At 37.3% G+C, this 14,219-nt stretch carries 14 protein-coding genes; 2 read left to right on the top strand and 12 right to left on the bottom strand.

What is annotated here, in order from left to right:
* Positions 1 to 117: 117 nt before the first annotated feature.
* The 6 genes from IE056_RS11405 to IE056_RS11380 all read right to left on the bottom strand — a co-directional run bounded on the left by IE056_RS11405 (position 118) and on the right by IE056_RS11380 (position 4,479).
* A complete protein-coding gene (locus IE056_RS11405; RefSeq protein ID WP_189604839.1) occupies positions 118 to 555 on the bottom strand; it encodes a DoxX family protein in 438 nt (145 codons plus the stop codon).
* 62 nt (positions 556 to 617) lie between these two features.
* Positions 618 to 785, bottom strand: a complete 168-nt coding sequence (locus IE056_RS11400) for a hypothetical protein (RefSeq protein ID WP_189604838.1) — start codon at positions 783 to 785, stop codon at positions 618 to 620.
* Between the two features lie 87 nt (positions 786 to 872).
* Positions 873 to 1,445 (bottom strand): YceI family protein, encoded by a 573-nt coding sequence (locus tag IE056_RS11395; protein ID WP_189604837.1) that lies wholly within the window; start codon positions 1,443 to 1,445, stop codon positions 873 to 875.
* 45 nt (positions 1,446 to 1,490) lie between these two features.
* Positions 1,491 to 2,144: an NAD(P)-dependent oxidoreductase gene (locus tag IE056_RS11390; protein WP_189604836.1), complete on the bottom strand. Its 654-nt coding sequence runs from the start codon at positions 2,142 to 2,144 to the stop codon at positions 1,491 to 1,493.
* A gap of 424 nt (positions 2,145 to 2,568) precedes the next feature.
* The gene (locus IE056_RS11385) at positions 2,569 to 3,021 is read right to left on the bottom strand and encodes a hypothetical protein (protein ID WP_189604835.1); all 453 of its coding nucleotides are present in this window, start codon (positions 3,019 to 3,021) and stop codon (positions 2,569 to 2,571) included.
* Positions 3,022 to 3,171: 150 nt separating this feature from the next.
* Positions 3,172 to 4,479 (bottom strand): paraquat-inducible protein A, encoded by a 1,308-nt coding sequence (locus IE056_RS11380; protein ID WP_189604834.1) that lies wholly within the window; start codon positions 4,477 to 4,479, stop codon positions 3,172 to 3,174.
* A 232-nt stretch (positions 4,480 to 4,711) separates the two neighbouring features.
* Here IE056_RS11380 and IE056_RS11375 point away from each other — a divergent pair, with 232 nt between their 5' ends.
* The gene (locus IE056_RS11375; RefSeq protein ID WP_189604833.1) at positions 4,712 to 5,233 is read left to right on the top strand and encodes a TlpA family protein disulfide reductase; all 522 of its coding nucleotides are present in this window, start codon (positions 4,712 to 4,714) and stop codon (positions 5,231 to 5,233) included.
* 3 nt (positions 5,234 to 5,236) lie between these two features.
* On the opposite strand, the gene IE056_RS11370 is transcribed toward IE056_RS11375, so the two are convergent.
* From IE056_RS11370 to IE056_RS11345, 6 genes are all read right to left on the bottom strand, one after another.
* Positions 5,237 to 5,800 (bottom strand): class I SAM-dependent methyltransferase, encoded by a 564-nt coding sequence (locus tag IE056_RS11370; protein WP_229793739.1) that lies wholly within the window; start codon positions 5,798 to 5,800, stop codon positions 5,237 to 5,239.
* Between the two features lie 434 nt (positions 5,801 to 6,234).
* Positions 6,235 to 8,079, bottom strand: coding sequence for a PLP-dependent aminotransferase family protein (locus tag IE056_RS11365; protein WP_189604832.1), 1,845 nt, complete (start codon positions 8,077 to 8,079; stop codon positions 6,235 to 6,237).
* A 273-nt stretch (positions 8,080 to 8,352) separates the two neighbouring features.
* The gene (locus tag IE056_RS11360) at positions 8,353 to 9,078 is read right to left on the bottom strand and encodes an acetolactate decarboxylase (protein WP_189604831.1); all 726 of its coding nucleotides are present in this window, start codon (positions 9,076 to 9,078) and stop codon (positions 8,353 to 8,355) included.
* Positions 9,079 to 9,190: 112 nt separating this feature from the next.
* Complete coding sequence (locus tag IE056_RS11355) at positions 9,191 to 9,751, bottom strand: hypothetical protein (RefSeq protein ID WP_189604830.1); 561 nt, start codon at positions 9,749 to 9,751, stop codon at positions 9,191 to 9,193.
* Between the two features lie 126 nt (positions 9,752 to 9,877).
* The gene (locus IE056_RS11350) at positions 9,878 to 10,333 is read right to left on the bottom strand and encodes a DUF1569 domain-containing protein (protein ID WP_189604829.1); all 456 of its coding nucleotides are present in this window, start codon (positions 10,331 to 10,333) and stop codon (positions 9,878 to 9,880) included.
* A 287-nt stretch (positions 10,334 to 10,620) separates the two neighbouring features.
* Complete coding sequence (locus IE056_RS11345; protein WP_189604828.1) at positions 10,621 to 12,006, bottom strand: sodium-dependent transporter; 1,386 nt, start codon at positions 12,004 to 12,006, stop codon at positions 10,621 to 10,623.
* Between the two features lie 832 nt (positions 12,007 to 12,838).
* On the opposite strand from IE056_RS11345, the gene IE056_RS11340 reads away from it, so the two are divergent.
* On the top strand, positions 12,839 to 13,930 hold the full coding sequence (locus tag IE056_RS11340) for a PAS domain-containing sensor histidine kinase (protein ID WP_189604827.1): 1,092 nt from the start codon (positions 12,839 to 12,841) through the stop codon (positions 13,928 to 13,930).
* Positions 13,931 to 14,219 lie beyond the last annotated feature (289 nt).

Here is a 14,219-nt window from a genome sequence, read left to right as displayed (position 1 = left end):
CAACTACAACCAGTGAGGTATAAAAAGGAAAGGTAGTGACCGAAATCACTACCTTTATAAAAAATTTAATTAAATAATCTGTATCGATTATTCAGGACTAGACATTAAATGCCCGGCTTATCCTCTCGCTGGGACTGGCCGTTGTGCTGAATTTATAATTTTATCTACTGAAAATTTTCCTCCACCAAGGATCAGTAATGGCGCATAGAGGAACAGATAAAGTAATCCTAGTTCCTGATTCGCGAAGGGATCATTCCCATGGATTACAAATACTGCCATCAACATCGTGATGATAAGCGGAATAGAACTTAAACGGGTGGCTAATCCAATAAGAAGTAGCACCGAACATATCACTTCTGCGAAAACTGCCAGGGCAAGGGAGATGGTGGAACTCAGGCCCATTACTCCGGGAAACTGAATTTCCCCGCCTGAGAAAAGCATTTGCAGCTTCGGAATTCCGTGAGTGAGCATTAATGTTGCCACTCCAATTCGTATGATCAATAGAACAACATCTACTTGTGTTGTTGCAAAAGTTGTTTTGAAGAATTTACTCATGTTCGTTAGTTTATCCAGTTTTTAGGGATGTCATTGTCAAAGATCCCGCAACAGCTTTATCGTTAAAAAAAGAAAACGATGTCTTCGGCTATTTTTCTCCATCGGGAACTTAATTCATTATCCTGAATCCCGTTCATGGGCGAACCGTGACCTACTAATAACACCGGCATCGTCGTTTCCTGTCGTACCAGGGTTGCCGTAAAATTTCTGAAAGCTGAAAATGTTGACATTGTTAATTTTTAATTGAAAAAGAGGAAGCCGGTAGGGGGGATCTAAAACCAGAAAAGATCATCGGCTTCCTCATGTTATAATGGGCTTTATTGCTTTTTGAATTCCCCGTCCACATCAATAACGACTTTGTCGCTAAGGACAGCTTCAGGAAAATCGGATCCTAAATTATAATCAGATCTTTTTACGTCACCCGAAATTGCAAATCCGGAGATTACATCACCGTTCTGTGGATTTTCAACAGTTCCGCGGTACCACACATCCAGCGTAACCGGTTTAGTGATTCCGTGGAAACTAAGATCACCGGTTACCTTGTATTTGCCTTCGCTTACTTTCTCGGAAGAATTGCTCTTAAAGGTCATTTTTGGATGATTTTTCGCATCAAAGAAATCCTCATTTTTCAGGTGGTTGTCCCTCATTTCCACTCCGGTGTCAATGGAAGGTACTTCAATCACGATATCATATTCTGCATCACTGAAATCATCTTCTGTAGCCACAATAGTTCCTTCAAATTCACTGAAGGTACCTTCAACTTCAGCAATTCCCATGTGAGTAATTCCGAAGGATACCTGGGTATGTGCAGGATCGGCTTTCCATGTGGTTTGTGCGAACATGCTGGTGCTTAAAAAAGCAATAAACAGAAAAGAAAATAAATGTTTCATAAGTATCATTTTTAAATTGGTTATTAAAGTTTATAAATTGAATTATTAATATGCTGCGGTAAAACGTTGTCTTATATGTGCTGCATTTTCAGCCTCATCCACCAGAACTACTGCAGTATCCTGAACAGAGAGTTCGGAATTTCCATTTTCGTCAAACACAGGATTTTCAAACCCTTTTCTGTAGGTATTCCGTCGTTCTTCTGGCTTTCCCGGAGCCATTCCAATCGCCGGACTAAAAAAGGTCCATTCCAGATCTTTTTCATGTTTTATGATCTCAAGGTATTCACTGGCAGCAGTGGCTCCCGGTTTTATTTCCTCCGGAAAATTTTTGTCATCTAATACTTGTGTTCTCTCGTCTAAATAGAGGCTTCCAGCACCGCCAACCACTATTAATCTTTTTACTCCCGAATCTTTTACCGCCTTCTGAATTGCTTTGGAACCTTCCAAATAATCATCATAAATATTTGGGTTGGTCCAGCCGGGATTAAAAGTGCTTATTACCACCTCGTTCCCTTCCAGGATATCAGCTAATTTTCTCACATCTCTCACGTCTACATTGGCAGTATTCAGCAGCTTATTTTCTTCTGAAAATTTTTCTGTATTCCGTGCTATGGCGGTAATCTCATGTCCGCGATCCAGAGCTTCCTTCAAAACTTCAGATCCTACAAATCCTGTGGCACCTATAATTGCTATTTTCATGTCATTTGCCTTTTAAAAATTACCAATTAATCTTTTCATGAAAATTTCTCCCTTAAGGAACTTTTCAAATTGTTTAGTAATTCTGAAGCAAATTTAAACGCATAACAATGCGTGGACAATGATCTATGATAAGAAAGAAATGTGATCTATGTCACAATATTTGGCGGATGATGGGATGCTGCATTCAATTTCTGATGTACAAAATAAGAAACGGAAGAAATTTTATTAATACTTTTTGTAGAAATTCCGAACGCACCTAAAGTAGAGCAGCAGATGAAACATTCAAAAGAGAAATCCCCTTCTGGAATAGGATTGCGCTGGAGCGCCTTTCCGAAAAGGGGTGAAAAGTCTGTTATAGTTTACGGGAAAATATTTTTCAGTCTAAGCGCTCAGAGGAGTATTATACTTCCTGTAGAACTATTATTTAGTCCAGAATTCTAGCATATTCCAGTCCCAAGCCATCACATTGTTCATAAGTGCTAATCATCACGTCCTTTGCATCAAAATATAGTTCCTCGTGTAATTTATCTGAATAACACGTGGCGATAATATCATTTTCAGATTCATAAATCATGGTGATACTTGCAATTGCCGGTAGGCCGTAAAATTCTGTATTATCATTTATGGTAAAAGTTCCCTGAGCAACAGAGGTTTTGTTGTCCCGCACTCTTGTTTTTGTAAAAGTACTATCCGCTTTTAATACATAAGATTCCTGCCACTCCATTTCGGCACCTGTTTTAGTTTCGTCGCCAATGGAGCTTGTGGTTTTTACCAGTTCCCATTCTCCTGTAAAATTAGTTTCAGTTGGGGTATCATCATCAGTATTACAGGAGGTAATAATAAAAATGGATATTGCAAGAAATAAGAATTTTTTCATCATCAGGAATTTTTAAGTAGTTGTGAGTTATACTTTAATGACCCGGAATTTGGAAAAGGTTGCGTGATTTAAAAATAATAAATTTATAAAACAGGATTCAACAGGATCAGGTAATGAGGAGAATACCGAAATTAATCAATCTTTTCTCAGTTATTCATCCCGGAGGCTTTTCTTCTTATGTAAGGCAGTTATCTTTTTTAAAATGGTGGAGAGGATTAAACTGAACAGGACGAAGGCAATGAATATAATGAACCCCGGTTGGAGGGAAGTTTTATTGGTAGAAATGCTCACGAGCGATTCGGTTTCCATGTTCAGATTTGAAAGCTGATGATCCAGGATTCCCTGGAAACCTATATAAGCCATGAAGATCGCGATCACATAGACATCTGCCATGCTCCATTTACCCGATTTGAAAGCAAAGAATTTTAAAATTTTATTCTTTCTTAAGATTTCGTTTCCGGCCAAGTAGATTTGAGTAGAAATTAGTTTGGCCACAGGAAATACAATGCTGAAAACAAGAATAAGGATTCCTACCAAAAATGAATCGATCTTTCCGGTAGCAAACAAAATTTCGATGACCTGCAGGATGCTTTTACTTTGGAAGAAAATCACCTGATCATTAAAAACGATTTGCTCACCGATCAGCTGAAAATTCACTTGCTGAAAACGTGCGTCTATCTCTATCATAGGTGCTGTGATTCCAGCAAAAAGTACCGCCAGAGATACCAGTACAGAAATTATGAACAGTGGGGTATGTAGTAGTTTTTGATTTCTGAGCAACCACCAGAGCAGGAGGAATGTCAAAATTATTCCGAGCAGGATATAGGTATGAAAATAGGTTTGCTCTTCCAGTTCCATTAAGTTTTCTGAAGTTTTTTTATTAAAACCTTTTAGGTCTACTACCTCATATTTTTCAAAAAGTGCTTCTAATCGTAGAACGGCAGCTTGTGAATTGTCATGAGTAAGATCACTATACTCCTTGAGTTTGCTTTTAATGACAAACTTTAGCGCCTCCTTATTCTCCGGTTTCTGTATTTCATCAACAATGGTTTGGGCAAACATAGGTACCAGTGCTCTTATTTTTTCCTCGGGTACCAGTGTTCTTACCGCAAATTTCCTGAGCTTTCCTTTTAAGCTCTTTTGCTTTAGGTTCATTAGACTGTCCCCTTTATCAATACCAGCGGTAAGAATATTTTCTACCTGAAGAACCAGGGTGTCTTCCTGTTCGGGAGTGAATTCAAATTCGTCAATACGGTTCAGGACCATATTGGTTAAATGATCTCTCCAGATATTTACCGACAGAATTCCGTGGGTAATGCTGTTTAGTTCGCTGTAATCTTTTTTGATTTCAGCTGCTTCCGAAGAATAATTGTAGACCTGAAAGCTGCTCCAGCCGGCCAGGGTTAACAAACCACCAGTAAAGCATACAAGAAGTACACGTTGTAAAATTTTCGACATTAGCCTCCAGATTAATCTTTTAAATGTACTCCTTTATTCCGGATCTAATCATAGATGTTTATAACGGAAAATGGAGTGGGAAGAGGAGAATTTTAAATTGGTTTTCTGCACCGGAAATTCGGGTGTGAATCCATTAGAAAACGGCTTTTGCACTGTATATTTGCAGGAAATAAATCCGGATAAAATCTTTTTTTCTGGAAGAAAATTTAAGATGATCCAATAATTTGCAATTATGTATATCAAAGCATCAGCAATAAATAGATTCTTCCTGTCTTTCCTTTTAATCACAGGACTAGGGCTTCTCACGCAGGCGTGTGGCTCTAACGAAGAAAAGAAGGAGCTAAAGAAGGCTAATTTTGATATGGAACTTGAAAATTCGAAGGGCGAGCGGCTTAGCATGGAAGAATTTAAAGGCAAAATAATATTTTTTAATGTATGGGCCACCTGGTGTCCACCTTGTATAGAAGAAATGCCTACTATTCATAACCTCTACGAGGACGTGGGAGATAAAGAGGTTGCTTTCCTGATGCTCTCAATGGATCAGGAATTTGAGAAAGCCATTGCGTACAGAGATAAATACGGCTACAACTTCGAGATCTATCGTCCTATAAGTGCAATTCCTGCCATGTATTATACAAAATTGATCCCTACCACATTCGTGATTAATTCTGAAGGATATCTAGTCCTGAAACATGATGGAATGGGGAAATTCGATTCAGAAGAATTCAGGACATTCCTCGCGGGAGTGGAGTGAAAGTTACGATTTCCTATAGAGTACAGCTATGTTATTATGTAACTTCAACATAATGGTTTCAGGCAGTTTAAAGGTGAGTTTTTCGAAGAGATTAACAAATGATTTTGGTAAGACATTTAATAAATGGTGGGTTTTAATATGTCCATTAGTGAGAAAGTTAATATAAATTTCCTGTGAAATGAGTTCAAGGTTAGCCATTTCTGCTAATAATTTTGTTTCATTAGCATGTAATAAAAATATATGATCATCAGAATTAGGACCAAATTGTATGTTTTCGAAGATTTCAGGATTATTGAATTCTGTAAACTTTGGAAGCTTATTTAAAAAATAGTTACCCAAAGGGGTAGTCGTAATAATATAACCACCTGGTTTTACGAGTTTTGCAGTTTGTTTTAAAAAATCATCTGGATGGGCTACATGTTCAATAACTTCGGTTATTATTACTCCATCGAAATGATTTTCATACCCCAGATCAAAAACATTGCCCGGAGCAAAATTTAACTCTCCAATTGCATATTTAAGCTTAACATAGTCTGCCAAATCCTCCCGTAAATCATTCCAGGTCACTGTCTAACCTTCTTCAGCTAGTAATAAAGAGAAATGTTGCTTCTTGCCTGTTCTTATAGGCATACCAGTAGCCTAAACTTCTTTTGTTGTTATTATATACTTTTATTTCATCATAGGGATAACAGTATTTCCAGCTGGCAGGCCAGCTTTCATTATGTTTAATTTTTTTCATGATGAAGTAGTTTTAGAATTGTGTTAGTTTACTACATGTGTTAGCAGGTTTGAAAAGGGGAAGCCGAATTATATTAATAGGAAATAATTGGAAGGTACTCAGACTTTTCTGAAAATCGAAAAATATGATACAAATGGGAATAAAAAAGCAAAAACAAGTGATTGGAAGACAATCACCTGTTTTTGCTTTTCTATTATCTATAAATAAATATGCTTAAAAATTAAGAATTAAAGATCTATTTCCGTAACGATCTCTACCAGGGCTAAATTTGCTCAACAAAATCCAAAAATACTTTTTTGTGACGTTCAAGATCTAAATCGGGAGAAAGAGAAACCCGGGCAATGTAATCCTTGTCGGCTTCTTTGGTGGTGCCCTGAGTGGATGTTGCAGGAATCGTCCAGTAGCATCCTTTTAACTGCCCATAGCTCACGCAGTACTTGCTCTCATTGGGGATTTCACCAATCATCATATCAATAAGCTGAAGATTTAACGCTCGTTTGTAAGCTTCTCTTTCTTCGGCTGTAGTACCTTTTGTGGGAAGATCTAATGAAAAAACCGATGGGGTAAATCCTTGCTGAGCCAATTCTTCAGAAACAAAGTTAATCTTAGCCTCTGGTAATGTCTGCCTGATAAAATTTACAAATTCCCGGGTGTTTATATAGGCATCTTTAATCCTCTGGTTCATGGAAGGCAACTGCTTAGCTAATATTTCAACCTGAAGATCTGTAGCCTGGTTATCACAAAGTTTTAAATGCTTCTCAATTTTATCCAGCAAAGCTTCAGCCTTTTCATTGGCTACACAATAACCGGCTGTACATTTTCCTCCACTTGGAAATTTCGATCCACTCACGTATGAAATGGTCCTGATCGTTGAAAGTATTCCATGATCACCCAGGAATTGTACATTGGGACAGAAGGTCTGGTCTAAAATAAAAACAGGATCTATGGCAACTTCGCCAGTAGCTGTTTTACGTTCTTTGCTTAGAGCATCTCTTAAATTTTCCAGATCTGGAACTTCAACTCTGGGATTTGTTGGGATTTCTGCAATGATGTAAGGGACAGCATCTTCAGCAGCAATTTGTCCTAAAACAGTATCAATACTTTGAACCATATCATTATCACCATCCACAAGTAAATCTACGATTTCAACATTATCAATACAGTCAGCAACCCGTCTTGCCTGGTCATTTGTCCCACCGTAACAATTCGGGGGAACAACAAGTTTTATATTTTTTCCTTTGTGATTTTCCAGTGCCTCGTCAATGAGCCCCATCATAATGGCATATTGCATAGATAAGCCCGAAGAGGCCAATAACGCTTCTGCTTTTGTACTAGTAATGGTTTTAATAGAATCTAATACATTTGTTTTATTAACCTCCACATTACTATTATCATGATGAGAAGTAGAATTTCCTGCGAGCTGCTGCAAGGCAGAAAAACAGTCGGCCGGTGTCATCGCAATGGTTTCTCTTCTTCTAACATGTTGTATTTCTGAAATGTAATCTTCATTTCGTTCGCCATTCACCAATAAGACGCTTCCAAGGTGCTTTTGAATGCTGACAAAGAAGTCAATTTTCGGATTGAGGTCGGCGCTATCAGATTCGTCTTGTTCAGAAATAAAAACAGTACTGCCATCAAACTCTGAAATATTTTTTTTACTATTAATTTTCTTTAGTTCAAAATGATAGCCATAGACAGTTTTTATTGCTTCAGCATCAAAATATTGAGGTAGCTCTCCGGTATATACAATTTGAGTAAACTTATTCTCGAATAGATTTTTTCTTAGAATGGCTAATACGGGAATCGTACGGGATGAAAAGCTAATTACATTTTCCGGTTTTAGATCATTGAGATTAGCAATGGTCCATTCCAGTACAGAAGACAATGGATGTCCCAACCGGATATAATCGAACGCCGTGGGTAAATCTTTGAGTGCTGAGGTTTCAAAGTTATTGTCGTTATATAAATTATTAAACTGTTGTAAGAAATGGGTTTTTGCCAGTTCTTCATTATAAATATCCAGTCGATGAGTGGTTAATTTTAACCAATCTGCCGGTAAATTTTCTAAAACATTTTTGATATAATTCAGGACTTTTTTCTCTTTCATAATCTTTACATGTAGATAAGCGGCAAAGATAGGGGGAATTAGGTTTAATTTAAAGTTTCCTAAGGGTTTGTTGGGTGGGTCATGTCGCTACCTCGTAAAATCGAAGAAGATAAAATAGTTGTGTTTTCAAAAAAAATCCAATAGCAGGAGACGGAATAGGATTTCCAAATGGTTTTGGTGTGACAACAGGTCTAACCCTGAAAACTGAAATAAGAATCAGCTTTTTTTTGATTTTGCCCATGTTAAGAGCATTTCCTTTTAAGGAGTACTTTTTTATTTTTTCGGCAGGTGCAATTGCATTTCTCCAATTTCCAATTCATCTACATGTCCCATTTTATTTTCATCCTTTGTTACTAAATGCATGTGTAAAAAGGAATCGTGATGAGTGAAAACTCCCTGGTGCTCAGTTGAGAAAAATCCAATTATTTTGACGTTTTCATTATTGATATTAAAATTTGTTTGTCCCTGATGGGCTTCTTCAGGTGAAGATACTTTTGTTCCTTCAGGCAAATTCTGAATATGGATCACTGCACTGGAAACTTTTCCGGTTAGTTTAAAAGCAAAAGGTCTTTTGAAATTGGAGGTCTTTCCGTCAATAAATCTTTCCAGGTTTTGAATAGTTTTTACTTGAGAAGGTAGTGGAGTTTTGGTCCATTCAGTTACGTTCGTATATACAAGAAAAGGTGCAGAAACATCAAATCGTTTTTCAACACTCATTGTCGAATCGGAGGTCACTTTTGATACATAGCTTTTTCCGTTGATAATGAGCAATTCTCCTTTTAAGTAACTAAGTGGTCCAAGTGCATAAAGTCCGTTCTTATCCGAAATGGTATCCAGATCAATACTGCTTCCTAATTCTCCATTCCACATCACATTTTTCATGGCTCCAAGGGTTTTAATGTCGGGATAAGTTCCCGAATTTTTCTCGCTGGCCTCTTTGTTTCCCGAGTTGCAACCAATCATTATAATTGGAAGGAGGCCATAGATTATATTCTTCATTCTCAATTTAGTTATTTTAAATTTCTTAAATCATTTGATTTTAAGCCTTTTATGCAGTTCTTGTGAACAGCCGGGAGTCCTACGTTTTCACATGTCTTTATTTAACACACAATTAAAATGTGATTCCCACAGAAATCCCATAGCCATCGGCGGGATAGTTGTAATCGACATCCTGAACTTCACTGGTGTAATAAGTTTTTGATATTTTAAAGAACTCGATGGTATATTGGAAATTATAATCACTCTCAAAATTATACCCTAATCCTAATTTGGCTGTTTGGCCCGGCAAAAAGCTGCCAATTTTTATATTTTTTCCAGTATTCAGAAGAACGAAAGGGCTGTTAACTCCGTAATCGTATAAACTATATCTAATCTCCAATATAGCTGGAAGTGATTTATACTCTTCATCAATATTGAAATTCACTCCAATTCCTGCGGATAAAACGAATTTTTTAAAAATGAATATTCCGTGAAGAGAATTTAGTTCGAAACCCCAGCCGGTATTAATTTGATTTTCGTCGTGAATCAAACTTTCCTCTGTGTTTATATATATTTCAAGAATATTTGTAGAAGTGTACAATTTTTTATCTTCCTGAGCTTGAATAATCAGCGGAAAACATACCAATACCGAGATTATTAATATTCTTTGATTCAGGATTTCTAAAATTTTCATTTGTTTCTTCTGCTATAGAGGATTTGCAATTACTACATATTTTTTTATTTGAAGACTCTTTTTACCTAAAAGATTCTCGTTTATAACCCGCTTAATATTAATTTTATGGAGATTGGGCAGTCAACTTTAATATATTCCGAATTGCCTTAAATGGTGGTCGGTATGTTTGTAAACTAAAATTCCTATTTCTTTTTTAGTCATTTTACCAAAGAAATCGTGGACGAAGTTAGGATTGTAATAATCATCATACTCTTTGATCAACGATATCCATTCAGATTTTTCAGATTCCAAATCAGAAACCGTATCCTTAATTCTAAACTGATTTGAAGTTGGTATATTTTTATCAAAAGGCTTTTCATCTTTTATCATCTTCCTTAATGCTATTTTTCCAAATATTTTCCCCAAAAAAGTTTGTTGATAAGTATGGCTTCCTTTTCCAAGAACCCATGCATTCCAGTATGTATTGTGTTTAAGCATTTGGGAAACGTCCATTTTCCCCCAATCAGGTTTACTGGTCTTATTAAGCTGGTTAATTCTATCAATCAGTTCCTCCCTGATATTTCGATCAAAAATTGTTTTCATTGCTCGGAGATTTTTAAATCCCTGCCAATGAAGCCGACATCATGCCAGCTTACTTTCAGGGTTTAGAAAGTAGCTTTTGAAAATCTAAGGTAGCGAATTGTTTAATGAGCCCAAAAACATGACCCTGAACTTCTTGTATGCAGATTCTACTGTATCTTTTAAAGTAGGGAATACATCCTTTTTGTTAAAGCTTCAGGAAGCTAAATATTTAAAAATGACATTTTAAATCATCAGGTTTTAATTACTTCGGAAGAAATGAGGTCATTGTTTTTGCTTCCGAAGTACTTTTAAAATAGCTCTACGTTAAAGAACTTTTGAAGCACCGTAAGAACAAACATGAAGCCCAGCACCACTGGACATACAAATTTGATCATGATATTAAGAAACCCTTCCAGGAAGGAACCTTTATAATTTTCGGCACCCAGACTGATCTCTTCAGAAAATTTTGCGGTAGTCCAGCGAGTGGCAATAAAAATGCTCAAAAGGAAGCCTCCAAGGGGTAAAGCAATCACCGAGAAAAGATCCTGTATCAGATCCATGAAGCTCTTCGAGTTACCTTCGTAAAAGATAAATTCAGTTAAGCCCTGAATGGCCCCATAGCCAAGCATACTTGGAATACCAATGAGAAAGATCAAAATCGCCATGACAATTACGGCCTTTTTTCGGGACCATTTTCTTTCATCAATGAAATATGCTACTGCAACTTCTAATAAGGAAATGGTAGAAGTGAGTGCTGCAAAACACAGCAGCAGGAAGAAGCTGCTGCCTACGACTTTACCTAATATGGGTCCCATGGCCTGAAAGATCCCCGGCAAAGCGACGAAAACCAATCCTGGTCCTTCGGAAGGAGACTGCCCCTGGGAAAAAACTAATGGGAAGATCATTAAACCTGCCAGAAAAGCCACCATGGTGTCGGCAATAGCCACCATGGTTGCAGAACTTACAATATTTTCTTTTTTGCTTAGATAAGAGCCATAGGTAATTAAACCACCCATTCCCAGACTAAGTGAAAAGAAAGCCTGGCCCAGAGCAGAATAGATGGTAGCACCAGTAATAAGGCTAAAGTCGGGCAGCAGATAGAATTTAAGACCTTCCATAGCACCGGGAAGGGTGAGCCCGTATATAATAATTCCAATTAAAAGCGCAAAAAGTGCAGGCATAAGGATTTTAGCTGAACCTTCAATGCCTTTCTTAACCCCCTGGAGAACAATGACTGCCGTGATAGCCATAAAGCCAAGACTAAACCATAGGTTGTCGGTAAAATCGGAAACATATTCTCCAAAAAATGAAGAATGGTTTTCATTTTCCAGAAGATTTCCAAAGGAAGTTTCAAGGAAATAACCAAAGGCCCATCCTGAGACGACATTATAAAAAGAGAGGATCATTATCCCGCATAGAATTCCAAAAAGTCCCACAAGACCCCAGACTTTTCCACCGTATTTTTTATAGGCACCATATGGGTTTGCCTGTGCACTTCTCCCAAGGGTGATTTCTCCCAACATAATTGGAAAGCCAATAAGAAAGATCCAGAAGACGTAGATCAACAGAAAGGCTGCACCCCCATTTTGTCCCGCCACATACGGGAATTGCCAAATGTTTCCTAATCCAACCGCCGATCCTGCCGCGGCTGCTATAAATCCAATTCTGCTTGAAAATCCACCTCTTGCTGCCATGCCGCAAAAATATGCTATTCCGAAGAAATTGTTTGAAGTAGATGATTAAAACTTAAAAAGGAGTAATCCAAGGTCGATTAGCGAGCAATTATTTGGATATAAATGATAAGATTAAAAATGAAACATCCCGTAAACGCTAGGATTACAGGTAGATTGAAAGAGAAGTACTTTAAAAGCTAAGTAAATCTATGGAACCTTTTATATAACTTACCTTTAAGTTTTTTGCCCCCATAGACACATGAAGGAGCTGAACATAAGACACCCTATGAAGCGCTCACAAAATCTGAAAATAAATTTTTGGTAGTGGGCATTAGAGCTTCCGCAGGCGGTGAATAAAACAAAGGGGGGAGAAAGCAAGAGGACTTCTCGCGGCGCGATGATATAGGATCTCCCCTTTATTTACAAGGTTTCTAAAATTTAGTTTCTCACAAGATTACTTATCCGATGCAAAACGCTCTGAAAAGTACTGCTGTTACTGGAGTGTTTATTGAAAGTGTTGGTGAAAATAACTACTCCAGGCCTTACAGCATAGTATTTGTTCGGTAGATATGGGGCTTGCAGCACTACGCTGCGCTTCATTCACTTCTACTTCAGAATCGACTAATTTTGTGCACCTATTTTTTAAAAAGTAAAACTAATAAATGGCTTTTTCTTTTGATTTCTACCCTCGTTAAAATATGAACAAAAATTCTTATGGGTGCATGATCTCTTTTAAATTTCGTTGTGAGTTGGGGACGTTTTCTCTCCGGGTTCTGTAAAATCTTTTTTGGTTTAAATGATTGGCTTGAATCTATTTCTTAAATTTCGCACGATTCCTAAATCGGTATCCATTATGACCAGCCCTACTCCCGAAAACCAGCCAGACCTGGAAGCATTTTTTCGTTTATCCTACGATAATCTCTGTATTGCCGGGTACGATGGCTACTTTAGAAAGGTAAATCCTGCCTTTGTAAAGCTTCTGGGCTATAGTGAGGAAGAATTGTTTGCCGTCCCCATAAGTTCTTTTGTACACCCAGAAGACAAAGAAATAACAGCTGAGACCCGCTCCTTAATTCTCAATGATAAACCCCTGCTGAACTTTGAAAACCGCTACATCACAAAAGCCGGTGAAATTGTATGGCTTTCCTGGACTTCCATACCAGATCATTCTAAAGAACTTATATATGCCGTCTCTAAAAATATTACCCATAAGAAAAAACTGGAAGAGGATAGACAGTTGCTAATAAAGGATCTCACAGCCATAAATACGGGACTTAAACAGCTCACTTATACTATTTCTCACGATCTAAGATCACCTGTAAGCAATATGATGTCGATTTTCAGTTTACTTGATCTTTCACAAATACAAGATAAAGACAGCTTACAATACCTTAACCTGCTGGAGAAATCTGTACACGAGTTGAGGGATACCCTTGATGACCAGATGCAACATTTGAAAGCGACCCTTTTACTTAAATCCACCATGGAGCTGATTCCTCTGAAAGAGGTGTTTCAGGCCACCACAGATTCGATTCGCAGTTTGATCGATGGTTCAGGGACCAAATTCGTGATCGATTTTTCGCAAGTGGAATTTTTGTTAGGGAATAGCTTTTATCTACACAGTATCTTTTTGAACCTTATAACGAACTCCATAAAATATGCAAGGCCGGGTATTCCTCCCATAATTAGAATTATTTCTCAAAAAGATAAGGATACCTCCAGACTGCTTTTTACGGATAACGGAATAGGTTTTGACATGGGGAAGAACGGGAGTAAAATATTTACTCTGAACCAGGTCTTTACCGATCAAAGCAACAGTAATGGTGTTGGTCTTTACCTGGTAAAAAACTATATGAATAGTGTAGGAGGCACTATTAATGTATCAAGTGAGGTAAATTCAGGTACCACCTTTTGCCTGACTTTTAAGGATCAGGATTTAAACTAAGTGCTAAATTCGTTTTCAGTCCTCTGGAAATCCGACATTACCTTTAGGACCCGGATTAAAATCCGCTTCAAAAACCATCCAGATTACTATTCATATATCTAAATTTGAATATACAAAAATGCCATTAAAACCAATCATTCAACATTTATTTATTCCAATATGGAATAAATAAGAAATACAATTTTAAAAAGAGGAGCGGAGGTCTTGTAAAGTTTAATAAGCAGATATCTGAAAACGTACTAGCTATTAGCTTCGAGTAATGTAAAATATTATATTTTGTGGCCTTTAT

The sequence above is a fragment of the Salinimicrobium marinum genome (genome assembly GCF_014651535.1).
In the GTDB taxonomy this organism is placed as follows: Bacteria; Bacteroidota; Bacteroidia; order Flavobacteriales; family Flavobacteriaceae; genus Salinimicrobium; species Salinimicrobium marinum.
The sequence above is the reverse complement of the archived record's forward strand: the minus strand, read 5'-3'. Positions and strand labels throughout refer to the sequence as shown.